Raw genomic sequence first — 22,814 nt, 5'->3', positions numbered from 1 at the left:
CCGGGAACGCCCGGGCTTCCGCACGGTGTCGTGTCAGGCGACGTACACGCTGGAGCCGGACGGCTGGTTGGTGCGCCCGCCGGGAGCGACCACGGCCAGAACCTTCCCGGTGCAGTGGGGACGGTCGTAGACGAGGGCGTACTCGTTGGTCTGGTTCTGGAGGGAGAGCGGCCTGCTCCTGGCTTCGATGCAGCCGCTCGGGTTTGTGAACAGCTGGCTGTTCAGGACGAACCTGCCGTGGGCGGCGTAGGCCGGGCTGGGCAGGGCCAGTGCCATCGCCCCTGCGGTGACGGCGAGGGTGCCGAGCATGGTCATAGCGCGTCGCATGAGTGACTCCTGAGGGTTGAGAGGGGAGGAACACCACCATTCCATGCCATAGATCATCAAATCAGTGATATTGAGTGACTTGCGGCTCGCGGTGCCGGGTGGGTACCACCCGGGTGGCGGTACCGGAGCGGCGTGCCGTTCGTCGTCGCTCGGCTGCTCAGTCAGGAGGGACGCGCCGTGTTCGCGGGGTGCGCGGTGGCGGGAGCGGGAGGGGCTTTCCGGGTAGCCGCCTCGGGTGCTGCCGCCGGGTGACGTCAGGCGGAGCGGTCCGGTGTGGCCCGCCAGGGGACCGCCCTGGCCGCCACCCTCCTGCGCGCCCGGCGCCCGCGCCCGACGAGAACGCCTGGGCCGCCGACCACGCCGCCGCGTTCAGGGGGGACTCGGAGGGTTCGTAGCCTCGTCGACCGCGACGTGATTCCCCCCCCCCCCGACCGCACCCACCTCACCGTCGCCGAGCGCGTCCCGGGAGTGATGGACGGGCAGGTCGGCGGGAGGTGAGGTGGGTGTGGGTGGGGCTACGGGGCGTTGCCGCGTAGTTCGGTGCGGGATTCTGGCAGGCCCCTACGGTCCACGATGTAGGAGACGTTCACGGGTGCGCCCCAGTAGGGTATCCAGCCGCCCTCGGGCTCACTCCCCTTCACCAGGTGCCGGGCCTGGATCTCGGCGACGACCATGGCGCGCGAGCCGTAGCTGAAGGACTCGGCTACGCCCATGTCCGTGGTGAACTCCAGCAGGCGGGGGCCGGACGAGTTGCCCGTCGAGCCCTTCTGGACCTGGCTCTTGCGTTCCGCCTCGGTCGGCGCCCTCGGCTCGTCCGCCGTCGACCCTGGAGTCCTGCCCGCCCTCACCAGTTCGTCCGCCGCGGCCCTGGACATCCCGCGCCACAGGGTGATCCACTCCGCCGACCCACTGGCCACCGCCTTCCGCACCTCGGCCTCCGGTTTGGGCTTGGGCACCAGCTTGCCTTTGGCCACCGTCTCCGCGAAGTCGTCGTTGTCGGAGTCGTAGTCGTCGTGGTCCGGGGAGAGGCTGGTCTTCTGGGTCGTGATGATCTTCGGGTCGGACCGCCCGCCGACGGCACCGGCCGGGTCCGGCCCGCTGGACGGGCCGGGATCGGGGGCGGAGGCGCCCTGACGGTCCGGCGAATGGCTCGGGCTCACGCCACGCCGGGGGCTCGGGGAGGGCCGCCGCCCCCTGCTGCCGGCGGCCTTCTTCATCATCGCTCCGCGCACATCAGTCCCTCTCTTCTCGGTGCGCGGACCGTTCCGCGCACGTGGTGTTCCGGTGTCACTGGTCGGGGTCGGCGGGGACGCCGTAGTAGTCCGCGAGGAACGCGGCGACGTCCGCGTACCGGCTCTTCGCCAGCGTGGGCAGGTGCTCGGCGAGGGCGCGTTCGGTGGCGGCGGTCAGCTGCTGGTGGGTGGCGGTCGCGCCGCGGACGTAGGGGTCGAGGGCACGGACGAGTTCGTAGTTGCTCGGGAGGTTCACCTCACGTACGAGCTGGTCCAGGGCGGGCGCGGTCGCGGAGACGACCTTCGGCAGGACGCGGGAGACATAGGTGACCCGGTGCAGGATTCGCCAGCACGGGGGCTTGTGGACGCTCTGCCGGGCCTGGCGCAGGGCCACCGCCCGCGGATCGCTGCTCTCGGCGAGCCACTTGGGGCTGACGACCTTGTGGTAGAAGTCCTCGAAGTGGGCGGTGTCCTCGGCCAGGTAGAAGGTCATGAAGCGGTAGGCGTCGACCCTTCCGGGAGAGGTCCCCTCCTTGCCGTCGCGGGGCGGGTCGCAGAGTACGTCCAGGCGGTGGAAGCGGGTGGCCTCGCGGGTGCGGGCGCGGGTGACGGTGGTGCCGCCGCCCACCGAGGTGTCCAGCTGGAAGCCCATCCCGACACCGGCCACCTTGAAGCTGCCGGACAGGGAACCGGTGACCGCTCCCGTGACGCTGTACGAGCCGCCTTTCGTCTCGGTGACCACGTCCAGGGTGTCGGTGGTCTCGGCGAAGAAGCCGCCGTCGGCCGTCCAGACATAGGTGTTGGCGATGTCGCGAGCGGCGTGTGAGGTGGCGGCGCCGGTGGGCTGCCGGTTGCCGGGGGCGCCCGGGACCGAGCCGAGTACGCGCTCCAGGAGCCTTGCCGCGCGGTCCTGGGTGGGGTCGGCGGTGCCGGTGTCGGTGGAGACGGAGGTGTAGTAGTTCTCCAGGAGCTGGCGGTCCCGCTGGATGCGGCGCTTGAGGGCGTACGCCTCGCGGGGCTTGAAGTAGCTGTGCTCGCCGTACCCCTTGGCGGTCAGGTAGTCGGGGTCGAGGACCTTGGCACCGGTGCTGTCGAAGCCGGTACAGCCGTCGAGGGTGCCCTGCTTGGTGTACTGGGGGTTGATGGGGAAGCTGATGATGTTCCAGTCCCGGGGGATGTCCGCGTTGGGGGTCATCCGGTAGGCGACCAGCGCGCCGGAGTGGGCGAGCCGCAGGGCGTACACGTCGGCGGTCTCGGACTGGACGAGGGCGAAGCCCCGGTTGTCGGGGTAGTAGCGTCCTTCGTCTTCCTTGTCGGCGGCCTTCCCCCAGTGGCCGGTGAGGGTGGCGCTGGTGTCGCGTGTGGTTCCGGTGCCCTGGGCGAGTGTGGTCTCGTCGGTCCAGGCGTTGTTGAAGTCCAAGCTGCCGCCGACCCGGCCGGAGAACTTCACGTTCGCGGCGGGCTGGGCGGTGCCGATACCGAGCGGGGCGGTGATCAGCAGGGCCCCGGCGTCGACCTCGTTGCCCGCCGAGAACCTGAAGGAGATGTCCGTGGAGCGGGACCTGGCGGAGGAGAGTACCGAGGTGACCTCGTCCGCCTCCTGGAAGACCACCTTCGCGCGGTTCTCCAGGTCGGCGCCGCCGGTGAGGTTCTCGGCCGGGACCGGCGGGGCGCCCTCGATGTAGCCGATGAGCTGGGGGTCGTACTGGATCTGGCCGACCCACTCGCTGATCAGGTCGCCGACCTTGTAGCCGGTGGTGAGCCGCCAGACACCGTCGTGCAGATGGCTGTAGCAGCGCTTGAGCACGCCGTACGACTCGCCGGAGGGCGTGTACTGGAGGTCGGCGTACTCGGTGGCGGCGGGTGGGCCGGAGATCGGCTGGTGGAACTCGGTGTGGACGCCGGCGATGGCGGAGCGGACGGCGGCGGTGTCGGTGGAGACGGGGGCGGTGGACAGGACGAGGGCGGCGGCCTTCTGGCCGGTGGCGGTGTTCGGGCCGGTGGCGGTGTTCGGGTCGGTGAGCGCGAGGTCGTTGCCGCGCAGGGAGTGGTCGCGGACCGTGGTGTCGGTGAGGGGGCCGTCGTCCATGGGCCAGTAGCCGAGGAGGTCCTCCTTGTCGCCGTGCAGGCGGGTGAAGAGGTGGTCGAGGATCTGCTCGGAGGTACGGGCCGTGCGCCACAGACGGACGTCCTCGACCGTGCCGGTGAGGCATTCGGTGAACGTGTCACGGGCTCCGGAGGTCGTCTTCCTGCCGCCCAGGGTGAGCTGCTCCGGCCCCCAGTCGCTCAGGGCGGCGGAGTCGGTGGTCGTGCAGGGGACGGGCTCGCCGTTGCGGTACAGCGTGAGGGTACTGGCGCGGGGGTCCGGGTCGGGCACCCAGTCCGTGCCGTGCAACGTCAGGTCGAAGCCGCCGGTCGGGTCGGCGCTGGTGGTGCCGTCGTTCTCCTCGAAGGTCCAGCGGGCGAGCAGCCCCTCGCTCCGGGGCCGCAAAAGGAGGCCCAGATCCCTCGCCTCCCGGGCTGTGCCCCAGATCCGGACCTCTCCGATCGCGCCCTTGAGGCCGTGCACGTCGGTGGCGTCGCGGGCGCGGCCGATCTCCAGAGGGCCGTCATTGCCGCGGGGAGCCTTGCCGCCGTAGCGGCAGACGCCCTTCTCCTGGCCGTCGACGAAGAAGGTGAGGTCCTGCCACTCGTCGACCTTGACGCCCGTCACGGTGGTGACTTTCCTGATCTGCTTCGTGCCGTCCTGTCCGGTGTACTCGACGTCGACGCTGCCCCGCGTCTCCTGGGTCTCGCGGCGATCCTGGCGGACCACCGCGAGCCGGTGGAAGCCCGAGGTCAGTGTTCCGGTGGACGTGAAGCGCCGGATCACGATGGCGGTGTCACCGGCCTCCTCGAAGGCGAACTCCAGCTTCCCACCGGGCAGTACGGACAGCTGGTACGGCACGCTGCCGCCCTCGCCGTCGCCGAGCCGCCCCTTGGACAGCAGGCCCTGGCGGACGTCCACGGAGTCGATCCGGGCGAACACCTCGACGGTGAGGTCGCCGGTGATGTCCAGCCGGTCGGCGTCCGGGGTCTCGGCCCACGCGCTGCCGTCGAACTCCAGCGCCCAGGACTGCTCGTGGACGGCCGCGAGGTGCGCCCACTCCCGGCCGGGATGGGCGTCCCGGCTGCGCAGGGCGAGGGTGCCGCCGGAGCCGTCGCGGACAGCGGCGACGATGTGGTGGGAGGCGATGGGGGAGTCGGCGGTGAACGGGTTGCCTTTGACGGAGACGGTCCGCTGGCTTCCGGTGATGTCCTTGAACTGGCCGCCCTCGAACGTCCACGCCCCGAGCAGACCGGGTTCGGTGCTGCCGCCGCGGGCCCTGCGCTCCTTGGCGGCGCGGATCTCGGGGGCGGTGCGGGCCACGTTCCAGATCCGCAGTTCGGCGAGGTCGCCGGGCAGACGGTGGTTGTCCTTGGGGTCGGCCGGGGCGACGGTCACCGTCCCGCCGGCCGAGGGGGGCGGGGTGCCGACCCGGGCGACGGCCGCGTTCCGGCCGTTGCACAGGACGATCAGCCTGCCGGTGGCCCGGCGGTAGGTGACCGCCCAGTGGGTCCAGTCGGAGGTGGTGTACCGGCCCCAGGCGCGGGCGACGGTGTCGCCGTAGGCCGCCCGGAATCTGCCCTGGGGGTCGAATCCGATGGTGAGACCGGTCGTGGCGAGGAGGGTGTCCGTCTTGGTCCGCTGGGCATCGCGCCGGAGCCAGCATTCGACGGTGAAGTCCGAGCCGGTCAGCGGGACATCGGAGATCTGGACCGTGTCGTCGGTGCCGTCCAGGCGTATGCCACCGCCGACCGGGGCGTCGTCCAGGGCCAGCGTGGCGCACGGACCGGCCGGGGTGGCGAGGTGCAGGACGCGGTGGAGGCCCGGGGTGGTGCCCGGTTCGGGGTTCACCCAGGCTTCGGCGGTGAGGTCACCGGCCGGGTCGCCGAAGCCGCCCAGTGCCGCGGCGGCGGGGGCCGGGCGGTGTGCGGTACCGGTGAGCCGCAGGGCGCGGCCGGGTGCGTCGCCGCGCCAGCGGCTGCCGTGGCCCTTCTGCTGGGTGGTGAGGGTGTAGGTGCCGTTCGGGACGGCGGTGTCGGCGGCGGGCGCGGTGACGGTGGCCCAGCGGGAGAGACCGGCGGGGACGCCGCCGGGGCGGAACGGGGTCGCGGCGGCGGTGCCGACCAGGGACACCTCGTCGCCCTTGACCGCCGTGGGCGCGGGCTGGAGGGGGAGATGAGTGGCCGTCGGCCCGGCGCCCACCACATGGATGCTCGTGCCGACCCGGACGTAGGCGCCCTGGTGGACGGCGACGAGCCCGGGGTGGGTCAACTGCACCTTGCCCTGGGTGACGGTGTCGACCGTGCCGACCCGAGTGCCGGGGGCGCCGCTGAGGACGGCCGCGAGAGCGGCGGCCGTACGGGGCAGTTGGCGGAAGTGCGCTGTGCCGGTACCGAAGCTGAAGCCGACGTCGCACAGCTGGGGATGGCTGCTGGCGCCGATCTCGACCTTGGCGGCGCCGAGGTCGATCGTGGGGTCCTGCGCGGTGAAGGTGAGGAGAGCGGTGGTGCCCTCGGTCAGCCGGTGGACTCCGCGTACGGCCTTGGTGTCCAGGTGCCCGGCCAGGAACTCGTCGCCGACACCCTGGAAGTAGAGCGCCACCCGGCCGTTCGCGCTGTCCATCAGACGGGGGGTGGAAGTGGTGCGGGCGAAGTCGAGCAGCGCGCCGGCGTGGGTGAGCCCGTTGGGGTCGGTCCCGCGGTAGGGGATCTCCAGGAGGGCCTCGGTGGTGTTCAGCACCTGTTCCTGGGCGGTCTTGAGGTGCTGCTCGGCGGTGGTCAGCCGGGCCGCCACATCGTCCTTGTCCTTCCTGAGCCGGGTGAGGGTCACGTCGAGGGCGTCGAGTTCGTCCTGCGCCCGGGAGGTCGCCTTGAACTCGACGGCGAGCCAGGCGGCCTTCGCGTCGGTGCTGACGATCGCCGTGGGCGTGAACCATTTGTCGGTCCCGTTGGCGCTTTTGAGACGGAATTGGTTGTCCAGGCTCGGTACGACGATCCAATAGCGCTGCGCCGGCGCATAGGCGCCCGGGTCCGTGGTGAGCAGGACCGATCCCCCGGTCTGGACGAGGGTGCGGCGGGTGCCGCCGGTGAGATGGGTGAGCTGCACGATGGTGTCCGGGCCCTGCCCCGGCAACCCGGTGACCTTCGTGATCTGCCAGTGGCCCTCCGTCGGCCGGCGGGGGCCCTCCGTGAGACGGCCGCCGTCCGCGGCCGAGAGGTACTTGCTGCCGAGCGGCTCCTTGCTGATGAGATGGACGTAGGACGTGGAGAGCCAGTTGGCGACGGAGCCCGTCGGGCCGCCCAGCGCCGCCACCGCGGCGGCCCGTGCCGCCTCCGTGGCGCCGATTTCGGTGGTCAGGCCGAGTTGCCGGTCCTTCAGCCCGGCGATCTCGTCCTCATGCCTGGCGACCGCCTCGTGCTTCGCCGCCACCGGATCGACGAGCCCGTCGAGCGCGAGCACGTCCGGCACCGCCGCCAGCCGCCCGTCCAGTCCGACGCCGAAGTCGACGGTGGCGGTGCGCAGGTCGAGGGCCCCGTCGCCGCTCGCCCGGGTCGCACAGGCCAGCAGCACCCGGGCCTGGCTCTTGGCGGTCTGCTCCGCCCTGCCGTCGCCGGCCGCGGTCTTCTCCTGCCGGTGATAGAGACAGGCCGACAGACCGGAGACGACCGTACGGTCCTGGAAGGTGAAGCTGTCGCGGCGGATGCCGGGGTGGTCGCCGACCGGGGCGCTGGAGGCGACCCAGGCGGCCGTGCCGTGCAGGGTGCCGCGCAGCGTCGACTGGGTCTGGTCGTAGGCGATCGTGCCGGTGCCCTCGTCCAGCCGGTAGTAGGCCACGAGGCCCGGTTCGTCGCCGACGAGCCGCAGTGACCGGTCCTCCCTCAGTTCGGCCTCCGTACGGGCGCGGTTCCAGATCCGTATCTCGTCGATCTCCCCGGCGAAGAAGCCGCCGGACGCCGCCGAGCCGATCCGCAGCGGGTCCGTGCCGTCCTCGACCGGGTTCAGGGGGGCGGACTTCTTGTACTCGCCGTTGATGTAGAGGTTGCCGAGCTTGGTCGCCTTGTCGAAGGTCGCGGCGATGTGGGTGTAGACACCGGCCGCTACGGCGGCGGCGAAGGTGGTGACGGTCTGGCCGCCGTGGGCGAGCACCAGGGCGCCGTCGCTCTGGATACGCAGCTCGAACCCGGCCGCCGCCGACCGGCGGGCGATCACCGGACCCCCGGCCGCGTCCCGCCTGACCCACGCCTCCACGGTGTACGAGCCGCCCTTGGCCCGCAGCCGCTCCGAGGTACCGAGATCGATGTACGCCGACTTCCCGTCGAACCGCAGCGCGCTCTCCGCCAGCGGGGTGTCCGGGGTGAAGGGCACGAGGGCCGCTCCGGTGAAGGGGCACTTGCCCGGCTGCCGTTCGAACACCGACGGCCGGTACTGCGGGTCCGGGCTGGTCCAGAACCGGGTGCCGTACGTGTTGAACAGCCCGTCCCTGCCCTGCTCGACGCTGAAGCCGTTGATCCGGTCCGTGCGGTCGTTGTGCGCGAAGAACTGCCACCGCTGCTGTCCCTGGACCGCGGTCGGGACGAGGACCGCGGTGAAACGGCCGCCGGTGAGGTGGCGGACGAAGCCCAGTTCCTGGGTGGGCTCGTGGAAGGGCACACCGTCCATGTCGGCGGGGCCGAGGCTGTCGTGCGCGGACTCGGGCCGGGTCTTGTGCCGGCTCCGCTTGTAGCGGACCTCCGTCACCGGCTTCAGCTGCCCGTCGACCAGCAGGAAACGGTCGCAGAGCAAGGTGTCCTCGACGGCCGGGTGTTCGCCCCGCGCGCCGGTGACGAACACCGCGTCCGGATGGTCCGCGCCGATCGACTGCCGCAGCAGCACGACATGGGTACCGTCCGACAGCACCTGGAAGGGGGCGTCGGCGGTGAGGCGGGCGGTGGTCGACAGGAATGGGTCGATCTCCTCGGGCCTCAGCTGGTCCTCGGCCCCGGCCTCCTGCCGCGCGCCCTTCTTCACGAGCGGCATCGCGGTCAGGCCCGCCACCGCGTACCCGACCCGCTCGACCTCCTCCGGGAAGTCCAGTTCGGCCGGGTTCTGCGACCAGTAGGCGGCGTCCAGGTCGCCGCGCGTTTCGTCGTAGGCGGAGAGATCGAGGACGGAGTAGAAGATCCGCCGGTCCTGGTCCATGGCGAAGGCGAGCGCGGTGCCCTGGTGACGGGTCATCGCGGTGTGCGTGTAGGTGCGGTCGGCGTAGGTCTTGAGGAGGGTGCGATCGGGGGTCGGCATGTCAGTCGCCCATTTCTGTTATCGCGGGGGCAGGTGAACTCGTGCGCGTGTCAAAGCAGGAGTCCATGCAGACGTGAATTCGGGAATGCGTGAATTCACGGATGGGTGGGGGAGGTTCGTCGTTGATCTGCGAAATATTGCAGAAACCCAGACGTGGGTCACGACCTGCTGCGGAGCTTAGACGACACCTCGGGGTGAGAGCCCGGAGCGAAGAGCAGGTGCGGTCGTGATGATCCTTTCGGCTCTCATGGATTGCGTCGGCAATTGGTAAAGCCGATTCACCCTGGCTGGAATGGGTCGTACGCTTCAAGCCCGGTCAGCGAAATCCGGCTACCGGGACATGGAGTCGTGCCGCCGCTGTCGTCTTCGTCGTGTCGCACGAAGGCCGGCCCCGGGACGACGTCTCCAAGGCCGCGGACCCTCCCCCTCCTCGCGGGTCCGCGGTGTGCCCCGCCCGGTCCTCCACGGTCCCGTCCGGGCGGGGCACTCCACCTCTCCACCTACGCCCACGCAGGGGAAATCCATGACGCTTCCGACGACCAGGGCCACCGCCATCGCCGCGATGCTGAGCTGCGCGCTCGGCGTCCCCCTGGACCGTGACGACCCGGTGGGTGTCCGGACCGAGGCCCACGGCACCGGCATCCGGGTCACCGTGCCGGTGTCCCGCGCCCTCAGCGAAGGCATCCGGCTCGTAGTCCTCGCCTTTCTGCTGCGCACCGCCGACCGCTTCGGCCACAGCGTCCGGCCCAATGGAACGGCGGTCATCTGGGCCGACGTACGGGCGGCCGACCTGCCGGAACTGCCGGACGCGCTGCCCGGCGCCGGGACGGGAGACCGCTCATGAGCACGCCACGCGACCCCCGGCTCCCCGCCCCCGACATCCGTGCGGCCGGCGGGCTGACCCCCCGGCCGCCCACCGGCCCGTGGCACGGCACCGGGCCCACCGAACCCGCGGTCGTCCTCTACACCGTCGGTGTCAGCGCCAGGCTCGCCGTCCGCGCCCTCGCCGGTCTGCGGGACTTCGCCGCCGGGCAGGGCTGGCGCCCCGCCCACGAGGTGTACGACGTCGGTCCCGCCCACAATCCGGCCCCGCAGCGCATCGGCTGGCGGGCCGTCGAACGGCTCCTGATCGACCGCCGGGCGGTCGGCCTGGTGATGCCGACGGAGAGCGAGGTGGCCGTGACCCAGGTGGAACGGGGGCTGCTGCGGAGCTGGCTGGGCAGCCTCCCGGCGTTCGTGGCGTACCCGGAGTCCGGGTACCCCGCGGCCCCGCTCCCCGGGCCGTTCCCCGCCGCGGACCCTCCTGCCCTGCCCGAGCCGCTCTTCCTGCGCCGCTGGTCGCGGTCGTACGCCCTGAACCCGGCCAGTCTGTGCCGGGTGCGGGGGGATGTGCGGCGGCAGTTGACACTCATGGGGTGGACCGGGGACGTCCCTCGCGCCATCCAGGTGGTGTCCCGGCTCACCCACAACGCCGTCACCCACGCTCAGCCCGCCGACGGCGGCCCCGCCCGGATGACCGTACGGCTGTCCGTGCCGCCCGGCGGCGGGCTGGTCATCGACGTCCAGGACCCCCGCCCGGACCTCCCGCTCGGCAAAGCCGCACTTGCCGGAACCGGGAACGGAGGGCTGATGGACGTGCGGCTGCTGGGCGCGGAACTGAGCAGCCCGGCCCGCGCGGGGGCGCGCTCCAAGACGGTACGGGCGCGTATCCGGCCGGTGTGAGTGGGGGCACGGTGGGGATGGTGGGGCACGGCGGCCGGGTCTCGCCGAGTGCGGTGGCATGGTCGACCCAGTGGGCGTCCCGGCGCCGTGTCCGAGGGCGACGGTCGTCAACTGGGCGAGTTGCGGCAGGCCCCGGAGCCGACGACCCCGGCCCCGTACCTGACGGCTGGTCAGCCACAGCTCGACGCAGGTCACACGGCTCCCCGATCCCGCACCCACTCCCGGTCCCGGCACATCCCGGACAGCCTCCGCTCGTGGTGTGTGGCGTGGCGGACGAACGCGATGACGAGCCGGTCGACGACCGGCGATGGACGGCCGAGTACCGGTACCGGCGTCTGGCGCCCACACCCCGCTGGACCGGGAAATCCAGCGCCTGAGCCACAGGGAGCTGCTCCCGGCAGCAAGCCGGACGACGGAACGAGCGAGGCGCGAGCACGTGCCGTCGACCGGCTCACCGCACTCGTCGACGCGGCGATCGCGATCGCACTCACCCTGCTCGCGCTGGACCTCCCCGTTCCAACCGGCGGTACCACCAGCGCCATGCTCAGCTCGGCGGCAGCCCACAGTAAGGACTACCTGGCCTTCGGGATCAGCCTCGTGGTGATCGCCGCCCACTGGCGTGCCCGCCACGGGATCTTCCAGTACGTCCACGCGCTGGACAGCCGCCTGACGAGCCTGACCCTGACGTGTCTGTTCATGCAGGTCCTGATGCCGTTCGCGACCCGGGTGATCACCTCCGACGGCGTCTTCCCGCCGCGGTTCAGTCTGTACGCGCTCGTGCAGGTCCTGGCATCCACGTCGTTCGCGTTGTTCATCCGGGAGATTTGGCGCGCGCACCTGTACCGGGCGGACGCCCCGCCCCGGGTGTTCGCCGAGAGTCTGGTACGCAGCGTCTGCCTGGCCGCGGTGTTCGGGGTATCCGTTCCCGTCTCGTTCCTGCTGGGTCCCGCCGTGCGCCTGCTCGAACCGGCCGTCACCGCGGCCGTGGGACACCCAGTGCCCCTCGTCGTCCAAGATGACCTGGGGGGTGGTGTTCACCGGGCTCGGGGGTGTTCGTCGGAGACGCTGATCAGAGGTCCGGCCACCGTCCGGTCCGGTGCAACACCAGGCGGCTCGCGGGCGGCAGGTCTGCATGACGTGGATTCGCGATCACGACACCCGAGCCGGGGCCGGCACCGTCAACATCCTGGAAAGGGCGCGCTGTTCGAGATCGAAGACGTGGGCGTGTTCCTCGGCCTGGACGTCGGCAAGTCTGCTCATCACGGCCACGGGCTGACTTCTGCCGGGAAGAAGGTCTTCGACAGGCCGCTGCCCAACAGCGAGCCGAAACTGCGGGCCGTCTTCGACAGACTTGCCGCGAACTTCGGGACCGTCCTGGTCATCGTGGACCAACCCGCCTCGATCGGCGCCCTGCCTTTGTGCCGCCCGTAGAGTGTGCGGTCATGGACGAGATCCCCTGGTTCGAGTACGACGAGGACGACCTGGACATCGCGCAACGCGCGTTCGTTGACGTTCTGGCCGAACGAGCGGGCTCCTGGCAGGTGGACCCGCTCGACACGGTCGTGCTGCCATCGACGAACACCTCCAACGGCCAGCTGATCGTCTATCTGGACATAGGTGACCCACAACGCAACCAGGGAGTTCTGACAGCGGGCGCCCACTTCGACGGCTCCGTGGTCCGTGGTGGCAAACTCCACAACCAGGACTTCACCATTCTGCAGGCCGCGAGTGAGTTCACCTTCGAAGCCGCAGGCGGACCTGGAGAGCTGGCGAACAGGGCAGCAGAGTGGTTCGAGTCAGTCCTCGCGCGACCTCTCGTCCGCTGCGAATGGCATCACGCGGGAAGGATGTACGCAGTCCGCTACGAGTACGCAGATACGGGGCGAGGCCTCAGCGAGGGCTTCGAGACCCATCTGGCACCCGACGCCCTGAGGAAACGACTGGCCGCAGACGGCGTGATCCGAGGCCGAGGCCAGGTCAACCGTGCCAGCCTGGGCCAACCAGACGTGATCGCACACGTCCGGGGTGTCCGCCCCGATCGGTAGATACGGGACAGCCCGTAGACCGACGACGACGTACTCGACATGGTGGGCCCCCGCCTGCGCGCGCTGCGCCGGGACCGCGGCATCACCCTCGCCCACCTCTCGGCGACGACGGGGGTGTCCGAGAGCGCCCTGTCCCGGCTGGAGAGCGGGCAGCGCCGGCCGAGGCGTCGAGCTGATGCCCATAGGTGACGCGTGGTTCGAGAAAGCCGAGCGAGTCGAGTCCGAGTACGTCCCGCAGACCGTCGTCCACGCCGATCCGGGCCTTGGGAATCTCCACGAACAAGTCGTTCACCGGACGGGACACCACGCGCATGGCCGTGTCGCGGGTGGCGCGGCACGATCTGGTGTGGCTCGTCGCCTGGACCTCCGCCGAGTACCTGCGCACCGGAGACCCGCGCTTCGCGCCGGCCAGGAACGGGCCGTACCTCGTCGGTCGCCTCGACGGCAGCCTGTAGCAGACCGGTGTCGTCGCCGCCCGGACCGGTGCGCGGGAAGAGGGCTACCGGGTCCGCATACGAGGGCAGGTCACCCGCACCGCGGTGGACGAGCTGCGGGCGGCGGCGCGCGCCCGGTGAGGTAGTGCGCCATGCACCCCCTGTGTCGGGCAGGCTCAGGTCGCCGAGTACATGACCGCCCTGGAACGCGGCGAGGCGCCGACACGTCTTGCAGCGGTTGTCCGGCGTGAGCTGGTGCCGCCCGTTGTGTCGGTTGTGTGGTGGGTGGCGGCTTCACGCCCGGACAAGGGAACGCCGCCGTCCTCCGCGGACTCCCCCGGTCCTGACCGTGCTCGGTGCTGATTGCCCGGCGACCTGATTGTCGAGATCGGGCGCAGGCACGAGCCGTGACGGGCCGTCGGGGCGGACTGAGTCTTCCTTCGGCTCGCTGCTCGACAATGAAGACCCCGATCGTGTCGCGGGAATGTGAATTCTGACTTGGCGCCAGCAGGCTTCGGAGTACGCGAAATTATGCAGAAGCAAGGCGGCGAGCACGTCCGCCCGCTTCGGGAGTGCGGAAACACCGAGAGCCGGTCTACGCTCCCGCCATCGACGGACCGGCACCGGCTCAACCGGAGAAAATCTGAGCGAGATTCTTCGGTCGTCCGCTGATCAGCCGACCCATTCGAGGGTCCGTACGGCTGGAATGAAACGCATTCCGTGAATCGCCGTACCAATGACCGTCCCCCCCCAGCCCGTCGCCGATATCGGCGGCGGAACAATTCCCCATGGAGAAGAGAAACGTGAACCACAAGCGTATTTCGAAGCGTAAGGCAGTGATTGCGGCGGGTATCGTCGCGGCTCTCGGAGCCGCGGTCGTGCTGCTGCCGAACGCCAACGCCTCCCAGGACCGGGCGTCGGCCACGGCCGCGCCCCGGACCCTCAAGGCACAGGACGCCTCCGCCCTCGCCACCCGTCTCGCCGAGAGCCTCGGCGAGGGCTTCGCCGGTTCCTACTACGACACCGAGAAGCGACAGCTCGTGGTGAACGTCACCGGGGACGATGCCCGGCTCGTCGAGCAGGTTCAGAAGGCGGGCGCGGCCGTGCACGAGGTGGACAACAGTTCCGCCGAACTCGCCGTCGCGACCGCGGCGCTGAAGAGGGACGCCACCATCCCCGGGACCGCCTGGTCCATCGACCCGCACACCAACACCGTCGCCGTCACGGCCGACAGCACGGTCACCGGTGAGCGATGGAGCCGGCTGGAGGCGGCCGTCAAGGAACTCGGTCCCGGCATGGCCACCGTGAAGAAGATGTCCGGCACCTTCAAGCCCACCCTCTCCGGAGGCGACGGCATCACGGCCGAGGGCAAGACGCTCTGCTCGGCCGGCTTCAACGTCACGGCCGGTGACGGCACGCCCGCCTTCCTCACGGCCGGTCACTGCGGGCCCGAAGGCACTCAGTGGTCGGACCCCACGGACGGCACACCCATCGGCAGCACCGTCCGGTCCGTCTTCTCCGAAACCGGCGACTACGCCCTGGTGAAGTACACCGCCCCGGACGTCCGGGCTCCGAGCGAGGTCGACCTGGGTCCCGACGGCAGGCTCCCCATCAGCAGGGCGGCGGATGCCCTCGTGGGTGAACTCGTGCTGCGCATGGGGGTGACGAGCGGGCTCGCCTCCGGCCGGGTCACCGGCCTGGACGCCACCGTCAACTTCAAGGAGGGCACGGTCACCGGTCTCATACAGACCAGTGTCTGCGCCGAATCCGGCGACAGCGGCGGCCCCCTGTTCACCCGGCACGGCGTCGCTCTCGGCCTCACGTCCGGAGGCAATGGCGACTGCGAGACCGGTGGCGAGTCCTTCTACGAACCGGTGACCACCGCTCTGGACGACCTCGGAGCGGAACTCGGCGCCGGTCTCGGCGGAGCGGTCGGAGCCGGCTCCGGCCTCACGCCCCGGTCGTGACACCCGGGGCGGCCGGTACCGGTACGGGACCGCCGCCCTGATTCCGATCCGCTGACGGTCCCCGCCATGGGTCGGCGGACGTGGTCCGGCTCTTCTACGGGAGAGCTGGACCACGTCCCGTTCCGGCCCTGACGGGAGCGGCACATGGGCAGGAATTCGGGGGACCCTCGTACAGCGAGCGAGCGAGCGAGCGAACGAGCGGGTGACAGGCGCCCAGATGCACATCCAAGAAGCACGGATTCCGACGGCGACTCACTCGGCGACGGAGTGGTGGTACCGCCCGGAGACAGGGCGGTCGGAAGCGTCGGCGAGGTGTTGTCGTCGCGCCGTCTGCCGGGCTCCAGGTTGCTGATCGTCGCCGTGGTCGGCGCCGCTGCGCCGCCGGCTGTCGGTGTCGCGGTGCACCGCCCCGCCCTCCGAGTCGCCCACGGACGCCGCTACCGGCGCGAAGTGCCCAGACAGAAGACCTCCGTGGCGCGCGTGACACCGTGCCCCCTGACACCAGGGCTCGCAACCAGCGGCGGCCCTGCCAGGCACAGACCGATGCGAGACCCGCTCCCAGGGAACCATCACGGTGAGAAGCAACCAGCGCGCCCCGCGCCGACGGGAGGCGCCGACGCGGTCGGAGCGATACGACCTGTCCGAGACAGGGCGGGTGACCTGCGGTCACCCGATTTCAGCGGCGTCGGCCGGGCGTCCGGTGCCGTGCCCGTCGACGCGCGGGCACTGGTTCATGCCGGCCGTGCCGGTCTCCGCCACGTCTGGATCTCGCTCCGGTCCCTCATGCCCGCCACCGCAGCGAGCGTGCGGGCCGCGAAGGGGTGTCCCCGGCAACCCGGCGTGATGCGGGCTCTCGACAAGCAGATCGTCCGGACAGGCCCAGATCGTCGAGTTGCTCACCCGAAGGACAGTGAGGCCGCCGTGGGCGCGGGCGCGTGCGGCTGGTTCGTACGGCCGGCACTGCACCCCACGGCCCCCCCCGTCACGAGCTCCGCGGATGCGCTGCCGGGCCGCGAGCGCAGTGCCGACAGAGGGACGCACAACGCGCACACACCACGACGGAGCAGGGACCTTGTCTGCCACTGCTTCACGTCGGCGAGTTGTGTGGGCTGTGGTCGGAAATAGCCGGCATAGCGGGCGGAATGTCGTGCTCAGGCTCTGCGCGGCGATGGCTCGTACCCAGGCGGAAAGCTGAACTCCTCATGACCCTTGACTCCAGCGCCGTCGCGCCTTCCGGCCCGCAATACCGGCTCTGCAATTTTTCGCACGCCGCGAGGTGCAGAGGGCGAAGTCTCAGCCCGAGTGACTCGCGGGGCACGGACCCCGATGGATGAGCCGTACCTCCCGTATTCGAGATGCCGCGAGAAGGTCTTCCACGTCTCGGTCACCTTTCTTCGGTGATTCGGATACATGTAGTCCTTGGCTTTCCGTCATCCGCAATTTCTCATTCTGCTTCCCGCCTCGAAATGCTTGTCCGGGACTCAAATGGCCTCCTACGCTGTGAGTCGCCAGCACGTCAGCTCAAGCCTGGTATCGAGCCACCGGACTGAATTCTTTGAGTGTGGTCACGCTCGTGCTTGGGCGATACAACCTTGCGAGGTACCGCAATGCCTGTTAACGGAACGAAGAACAACACTTACGGGTTGGGGAACCTGGTGACCGCGAAATACACACCACTGATGAACGCCTCCTACAGCAGTGGAGAGGGTAAGGAATCCGACAAGAAGGATTCAGCCAGCCCTGATCTATTGAATTGCCGAACCAGCGTCCTGGAGGCTCTGGCCCTGACGAAGCTGCGACTGAAGCTGGTCTTGGCGGACTGGGGTGGTGCAGTTCGGGCTGAACGGGAACGAGAAGATCCGAGGCCGCCAGTGATCGTAGTGTCCAGCAGTCGGTCAGAGTGGATTGCGGAAAGGATCAAAAGATTGGAGCGTGCAGGTCCTTTTGAAGGAATTGGCGACATGAGCGCCTTTGATTGGGCAGTCGCTCCTCTGTATTCCCCGTCTCGGCTGGGAAATGATCGGGGCGTCTATGTAGTGGTGCATGAATCCGAGTACTGGGATTATCGGAACGCTTTCAACGAGCAAGGAATCAATGACGTGACCATTGTGGGTTGGAGATTTCCCTCAGTGGGAGGGGTCGGTGCTGCCAAGTCGGTCACGGTGAAGGAGAAGGTGAAGGGTGCTGAGGCGCATCCGGTGACTACGGGTGGAAGTGAACTCGTCGGATTCGGAGCCACACGATTCGCTGCCATCGAGTTCTGCAAGCAGATGCGGCAGCGAGTAGGCGCAGCGGTGTGGGACACCGCTTGGCTGCTTGACGACAATGTCGTGGCACTTGCAGGGCTCGACAGTCTCGACGGGGTCGAGGGCGAACTCGGGGAAAACATCTGCGCGGGCTTCCAGGCAGGAACGGTAGCTCTGGAGGAACCAGATGTGATCAATCAGTCCCGCCGATGGAAGAAACCCGAGACCGGCAATGAGACCACTGGCGCAAGCGGTAAAGGAGCCGAAAAGGGGGCTACTGGAGGAGTCGATAAGAAGTCCGGAAAGGGAGCGACTGGAGGAGTCGGTAAAAAGTCCGGAAAGGGGGCTACTGGAGGAACCAAGAAGGAGGGTGATGGAGAGGCCAGTAATATCGGAGGGCTCGTGAAGGAGGGTTCTCCGGGGCTTATCCAGCAGGCGGTACTGTGGAACATCGGGAAACTGGAGCAATTGCGTCTCAATTTTTGCCCGGCGTTTATCGCTTCTGCGGAAGACGTGAGTTTTGTCAACTACCTCAAGCGCAGGAAGATTCCTCTCGTGCAATACAAAGGAATTTCAGTGAAGAAGGCAGCAGTAGAATCATCGGCCGCTGCGTCATCAGCCGATGGTGCGGCGAATCTGCGAAGTGCCGTTCAGAGTCTCATCAAAACCGTGGCGGAATATGAGAGCACAAAGGGCGGGCAGGGCGGAGTAATGGCCACTGGCATGCCACCGGTGATGATAGACGGAAGAACGGTAAGTGACGCCGTCGAGGCATGGTGGGGCAGCGGCTCAAAGGAATCGAAGTCTGATGAATTCAAAGACAAGGCCAAGTGCCAGGTTCTGGAGCAGGCGGCGGCTGCGAATATCGCACCAGTAGGACTTCCCTCTTCGTCGGCCGAGGAGAATAGCCCGAAGAAGTCCGAGAAGAAGAACACCTCAGCGGAAACCTATCCTGACACTCCATTCGATGTCTTCTTCGCCATCCCGCTCAAACGCACGGGCGGTAAAGAAGTGCAAGCGAACGAGGTCGAATGCGTGGGCGCGTCCGTGCCGCAGGGGGCGACACCATGAGTGCGACGTTCAAGGATCTCACCTCGCTCGCCGCCCACCTCAACGGCTTGGCAGGCGCCGGCAAGCCAGTGGTATTGGACGGCCCACTCGTGGGCAGCGAAACCGCCGCGGCGCTGAAAGAGGCGTTCGCCTTGCCGGCCGGCCAGAGCCTGACCGTCTCCGGATTCACCACAAGCCGTGGCACCAGCCAGTCCGGCGACGTACTGACCGTCACCGGCGGCACCGCGGCCGTACTGCGCGCACAGGCGGTACCCGTCACGTTGGCGTTCTGGTTCGAGGGCGCGGCGCTCCAGATGTCGGTCACCGCGACCATGCCCGACACCTGGACTCTCACCACCGCCTTCCCCGACCTGACGCTGTTCCCGTTCGACGTACTGGGTGTGAGTCATGCGGTGTTCGCCTACACCACTGTGGACCGGCCGGGGTTCCACTGGCCGGGGGAGCCCGGAACCAAAGTCGATCTGGCGGCCGGGCAGAACCTGCTGTGCCGGATCGGTACGACCGCCGTGTCGCTCGTGGGTGAACTGCTGGGAAAGACGGCGGGTGAGACCACCTTGCTGGCGCACGGCCCCTTCGCGCCGGTCAAAGGGCAGGTCCTGCCGGTCGGTGAGCTGTCCGCCTCGATCCTCGGCAGTTCGGGGTTCAGCGTCGGCACGGCTCCCCACAACCTGACGCTGACCGTTCCGCGGCTGGCCGTCCGGATCGGCGCAGCGGACTACCTGCACCCTGCCCAGGATCGCGCTCTGCTGATCAAGGGCACGTTCCACAAGCTGGAGATCACCGTCTCCCTGTCGCCCGGTGGCGACGTCTACCATGTCTCCGTCGCCCCACTGAAACCTGGGGACGGGTCGGTTACTTCCCTGATCGAGGCCCTGCCCGGCGGCTCGGGCATCACCAGCCACCTCCCGTCAGAACTCACCACGGCCTTCTCCTCGATCGGCCTCGACGAGTTCTCCATGGCCGTACGCACCACGCCTCCCAAGGTTCTCCACGCCGGGCTGTCGGTCAGCACACTGACCGGGTGGAAGCTCATCCCGGGCGTCCTGGAGCTGGAGCGGCTGCGTCTGGTCGTGGAGACGCTGGACCCGTCCGGCGTCAACGTGAAGTGGGTCCGGGTCCTGGCCCAGGCGGAGGTCCTGCCCAAGCTGCTCCCGGGCCCTTTCATGTTCACGGTCGACGTGGACAAGCCGGAGCCGGAGTCCGGCTGGGAGATCACCTCCGTCAGTGGCACTCACCCCGGCGCCGTCAGCGTCGGCGATCTGCTGCGCCACCTCACGGGCAGCCACGACACCGTCCCGCAGGAGCTGCGGGACCTCGTCCTCTCCGACTTCGGCATCACCGCTACCCGCAAGGGCAAACAGCCCTTCTCCTACACCCTCCACGGCACCGTCGACGCCGCCCTGCCGCTCCACGGCACGAAGGTGCCCGCAACCCTGAACCTCACTGCCGAGCGCGGGGCGTCCGGCGACTACTCCGTGCAGCTCGACGGCGGTCTGGTCATAGGCGACGAGGTGTTCCGCTTCGACCTCGCCATGGGCACCTCCGGGGCACATCTGAAGGCCACCTGGAAGATGACGGAGAGCCCGCTGGAGTTCACGGACATCGCCGACGCCTTCGGCTGGACCGACATGCCGGCCCTGCCCAGTGAACTGGACCTGGCCCTGGTGAAGGCCGGTTTCCGCTACGACTTCACTACCGGCGCCCTGGTGCTGACCGCGACCTCGCAGCACTACGGCGACCTGGTCTTCGCCACCAGCAAGCCGGGCTCGGACCGGAGGTATCTGCTGGACCTGGTCGTCCCCCTGAAGATCGCCCTCTCGGACATCCCGGTCGCCGGACCGCAGATCCCCGCAGGACTGGACGCCGGCATCCAGCAGCTGGCGGTCGTCCACGCCTCCGCCGCCCTCGACCAGGACGCCATCAACAGCGTCAACACCGCCCTGTCCGAGCTGGACGGGACCCCGCTGGCCCACACCACCGTGGCCGCCGGCACCGTCCTCACCGCAGCGCTGCGCTTCGGCGGCGACGTCCACCCGTTGTCCCTGCCGCTGTCCGGTGGAACCGGGTCCGCGACCCGACCCGGCCTGGGCACGGCGCCGACCCTCGCCACGGCTGTCGAGGGGCACGGCACCGCGCCCTCGACCGAGGGGACCCCCACGCCGACCGCCACACCCCCCGCCCCCGCGAGTGCCTGGATCACCGTCGGCAAGAGCCTCGGGCCGCTGCACCTGGAGCGGGTCGGAGTCCAGTACCACGACGGTGTGCTGCTGTTCCTGCTGGACGCCGACATCGCGCTCGGCCCGCTCGCCCTGTCCCTGGACGGCCTGGGGGTGGGCTCCGAGCTGAAGGAGTTCCGTCCGGAGTTCGCCCTCAGCGGCCTCGGGGTCTCCTACGACGCCCCGCCCATCGAGATCCTGGGGGCGATGCTGCGGGTGCCGGACGCCCAGCGCGACCCCGGGGTGCGGTTCCAGTACGACGGGGAACTCCTCGTCCGGACCAGCAAGTTCACGATCGGCGTGCTCGGCTCGTACGCGCAGCTGGCGGACGGGCTGCCCTCACTGTTCCTCTTCGCCGAGCTGAAGGCACCGCTCGGAGGGCCTGCGGCGTTCTTCGTCACCGGGCTGATGGGCGGCTTCGGGGTCAACCGGCGGCTGACGATCCCCGGGCAGGACGAAGTCGATGCCTTCCCCCTGCTCGCCCTCACCAACCCGCCCGGCCAGACCGGCGGCAGAACCTCGCACACACCCAGTGAAGTCCTGGACATCCTGGAGGGCAGGTCAGCGGCGCCGAGCGGGGTCAAGAAGCAGTGGATCAAGCCGGAGGCGGGGGAGTACTGGCTGGCCGCGGGCCTGGAGTTCACCTCGTACAAGGTCGTCACGACCCGGGCCATGCTGGCGGTCGAGTTCGGGAACGAACTCACCATCGCCCTGCTGGGCCTGTCGGTGTTCCAGCTGCCCCTGCCCCTGCCCCAGTCCGGCGTCGCGACCCATCCGTACGCCTACGTCGAGATGATGATCCGGCTCGTCCTGGAGCCCTCCCGGGGCTCGTTCGAGGCCACCGCGATTCTCAGCAAGAACAGCTATGTCCTCACCCCTGACTGCCATCTGACCGGCGGGTTCGCGTTCTACCTCTGGTTCGGTGACAATCCGCACTCGGGTGAGTTCGTGACGACCCTCGGTGGATACCATCCCGCGTTCAAGGTTCCGGCCCACTTCCCCCGGGTGCCCCGCCTGGGCTTCAACTGGGCCGTCAGCGACGAGGTGAGCATCAAGGGCGAGGCGTATGCCGCCCTGACCAGTTCCTGCGTGATGGCGGGCGGTGCCCTGGAGGCCCTGTTCCACGACGGCGGGTTGCGGGCCTGGTTCACCGCGCATGCCGACTTCCTGGTGAGCTGGCACCCGTTCTTCTTCACCGGGGAGATCGGCGTCTCGATCGGCGTCTCGGTCCGCCTCGGCCTGCTGGGCACGATCACCCTCTCCCTCGGCGCGGACGTGAGCCTGTGGGGGCCGCCCACCGGCGGCGTCGTCCGGGTCCATCTCGTCATCGTCAGCTTCAGCGTCCACTTCGGCGCGGACCGTTCCGCGCTGGACACCGGCGCGCTGGACTGGAAGAGGTTCACCGAGCTGCTGCCCCATGGCTCCCTCCTGGCCATCGCCGTCACCGACGGGCTGTTCAAGACCCGTGACGACATCACCAGCATCAGCGGCAAGAAGTGGATCGTCCGCGCCAAGCAGTTCGCCTTCGACACCCGCTCGGCCATCCCCGCCAGTGTCCTCACGTACGACGGCAAAGAGGTGCACCGTTCCGCCACCGCGCCGGGCGGGATCTCCGTGAAGCCCATGGACAGGACCGGCATAGCCTCCACCCACGCGCTCACCCTGCATCGCGAGGGCTCGACCACACCGGTCGACATCAAGGGCTGGCAGCTGACCCCGCTGAAGCAGACCGTTCCCGCCTCCCTGTGGGGTACCCCGCCGGTGCCCTTCACCCAGGTGCCCGGCACGCCGTCCGCCGACGCGATGAAGGACGCGGTGTGCGGGTTCAGCGTCACCGCCCCGGCCCCTGCCCAGGGCACGAGCCGCGGCTCCATCGCCGTGGCGGAGCTGCGGGAGGAGTATCTGAAGCCGGGCGGAAGGGCACCCTGGTCCCGCACGTCCGAGGCCGCCTGGCGCTATGTGCCCACCAACTCCCGGGACGCCCTCGTCCACCTGGAGGACATGGAGCAGGGCTACGCGAAGGAGGACCGGACCGCTCTCCACGCCCTTCTCACCGGCAGCACCTTCGAGGACGGCAGCCCGGTGTTCACCGGTCCGAGCGACGATCTGCCCCTACTCGCCTCCCAGGCACGCCGGTTGTTGACCGACGTGCCTCTCCTCCAGAACGGGTGACAGCCCGGATGGGAACGAA

General features: G+C 69.3%; 11 protein-coding genes and 3 pseudogenes. 10 read left to right on the top strand and 4 right to left on the bottom strand.

Features of this window, described 5'->3' with window-relative positions; translation table 11 throughout:
* Positions 1–33: 33 nt before the first annotated feature.
* The 3 genes from AB0D49_RS25580 to AB0D49_RS25570 form a co-directional block, all read right to left on the bottom strand.
* Positions 34–327, bottom strand: a complete 294-nt coding sequence (locus AB0D49_RS25580) for a hypothetical protein (protein WP_362761426.1) — start codon at positions 325–327, stop codon at positions 34–36.
* 515 nt (positions 328–842) lie between these two features.
* Entirely contained in the window at positions 843–1,487 is a 645-nt protein-coding gene (locus tag AB0D49_RS25575; protein WP_362761424.1) for a DUF4765 family protein, read from the bottom strand.
* 127 nt (positions 1,488–1,614) lie between these two features.
* Complete coding sequence (locus AB0D49_RS25570) at positions 1,615–8,922, bottom strand: LamG domain-containing protein (protein WP_362761422.1); 7,308 nt, start codon at positions 8,920–8,922, stop codon at positions 1,615–1,617.
* Positions 8,923–9,445: 523 nt separating this feature from the next.
* Between AB0D49_RS25570 and AB0D49_RS25565 the strand changes: the two genes are divergently transcribed.
* From AB0D49_RS25565 to AB0D49_RS25530, 8 genes and pseudogenes are all read left to right on the top strand, one after another.
* The gene (locus AB0D49_RS25565) at positions 9,446–9,766 is read left to right on the top strand and encodes a hypothetical protein (RefSeq protein ID WP_362761420.1); all 321 of its coding nucleotides are present in this window, start codon (positions 9,446–9,448) and stop codon (positions 9,764–9,766) included.
* Entirely contained in the window at positions 9,763–10,644 is an 882-nt protein-coding gene (locus tag AB0D49_RS25560; RefSeq protein ID WP_362761418.1) for an ATP-binding protein, read from the top strand. Before AB0D49_RS25565 ends, AB0D49_RS25560 begins: the two co-directional genes overlap by 4 nt.
* A gap of 459 nt (positions 10,645–11,103) precedes the next feature.
* A pseudogene (locus tag AB0D49_RS25555) lies at positions 11,104–11,346 on the top strand (TMEM175 family protein); the annotation flags it as partial.
* Positions 11,347–11,844: 498 nt separating this feature from the next.
* A pseudogene (locus AB0D49_RS25550) lies at positions 11,845–12,063 on the top strand (transposase); the annotation flags it as partial.
* Between the two features lie 23 nt (positions 12,064–12,086).
* Complete coding sequence (locus AB0D49_RS25545) at positions 12,087–12,689, top strand: hypothetical protein (protein ID WP_362761416.1); 603 nt, start codon at positions 12,087–12,089, stop codon at positions 12,687–12,689.
* A 39-nt stretch (positions 12,690–12,728) separates the two neighbouring features.
* Positions 12,729–12,851: pseudogene (locus tag AB0D49_RS25540) on the top strand (helix-turn-helix transcriptional regulator); the annotation flags it as partial.
* Between the two features lie 101 nt (positions 12,852–12,952).
* Positions 12,953–13,144, top strand: coding sequence for a YrhB domain-containing protein (locus AB0D49_RS25535; RefSeq protein WP_362761414.1), 192 nt, complete (start codon positions 12,953–12,955; stop codon positions 13,142–13,144).
* A gap of 857 nt (positions 13,145–14,001) precedes the next feature.
* Complete coding sequence (locus AB0D49_RS25530; protein WP_362761412.1) at positions 14,002–15,090, top strand: S1 family peptidase; 1,089 nt, start codon at positions 14,002–14,004, stop codon at positions 15,088–15,090.
* A gap of 666 nt (positions 15,091–15,756) precedes the next feature.
* Here AB0D49_RS25530 and AB0D49_RS25525 read toward each other — a convergent pair.
* A complete protein-coding gene (locus tag AB0D49_RS25525) occupies positions 15,757–15,990 on the bottom strand; it encodes a hypothetical protein (protein ID WP_362761410.1) in 234 nt (77 codons plus the stop codon).
* A 779-nt stretch (positions 15,991–16,769) separates the two neighbouring features.
* Between AB0D49_RS25525 and AB0D49_RS25520 the strand changes: the two genes are divergently transcribed.
* Both AB0D49_RS25520 and AB0D49_RS25515 read left to right on the top strand, forming a co-directional pair.
* Entirely contained in the window at positions 16,770–18,407 is a 1,638-nt protein-coding gene (locus AB0D49_RS25520; protein WP_362761408.1) for a hypothetical protein, read from the top strand.
* The gene (locus tag AB0D49_RS25515; protein WP_362761407.1) at positions 18,404–22,795 is read left to right on the top strand and encodes a DUF6603 domain-containing protein; all 4,392 of its coding nucleotides are present in this window, start codon (positions 18,404–18,406) and stop codon (positions 22,793–22,795) included. The genes AB0D49_RS25520 and AB0D49_RS25515 overlap by 4 nt, the downstream gene beginning before the upstream one ends.
* Positions 22,796–22,814: the final 19 nt, after the last annotated feature.

This window comes from Streptomyces sp. NPDC048290 (assembly GCF_040652095.1).
Taxonomy (GTDB): domain Bacteria; phylum Actinomycetota; class Actinomycetes; order Streptomycetales; family Streptomycetaceae; genus Streptomyces.
The sequence above is the reverse complement of the archived record's forward strand: the minus strand, read 5'-3'. Positions and strand labels throughout refer to the sequence as shown.

Bases quoted from the DNA above. Each gene is read 5' to 3' on its own strand.
- AB0D49_RS25580 (WP_362761426.1), bottom strand. From the start codon at position 327: ATGCGACGCGCTATGACCATGCTCGGCACCCTCGCCGTCACCGCAGGG.
- AB0D49_RS25570 (WP_362761422.1), bottom strand. From the start codon at position 8,922: ATGCCGACCCCCGATCGCACCCTCCTCAAGACCTACGCCGACCGCACC.
- AB0D49_RS25565 (WP_362761420.1), top strand. From the start codon at position 9,446: ATGACGCTTCCGACGACCAGGGCCACCGCCATCGCCGCGATGCTGAGC.
- AB0D49_RS25560 (WP_362761418.1), top strand. From the start codon at position 9,763: ATGAGCACGCCACGCGACCCCCGGCTCCCCGCCCCCGACATCCGTGCG.
- AB0D49_RS25545 (WP_362761416.1), top strand. From the start codon at position 12,087: ATGGACGAGATCCCCTGGTTCGAGTACGACGAGGACGACCTGGACATC.
- AB0D49_RS25520 (WP_362761408.1), top strand. From the start codon at position 16,770: ATGAACGCCTCCTACAGCAGTGGAGAGGGTAAGGAATCCGACAAGAAG.
- AB0D49_RS25515 (WP_362761407.1), top strand. From the start codon at position 18,404: ATGAGTGCGACGTTCAAGGATCTCACCTCGCTCGCCGCCCACCTCAAC.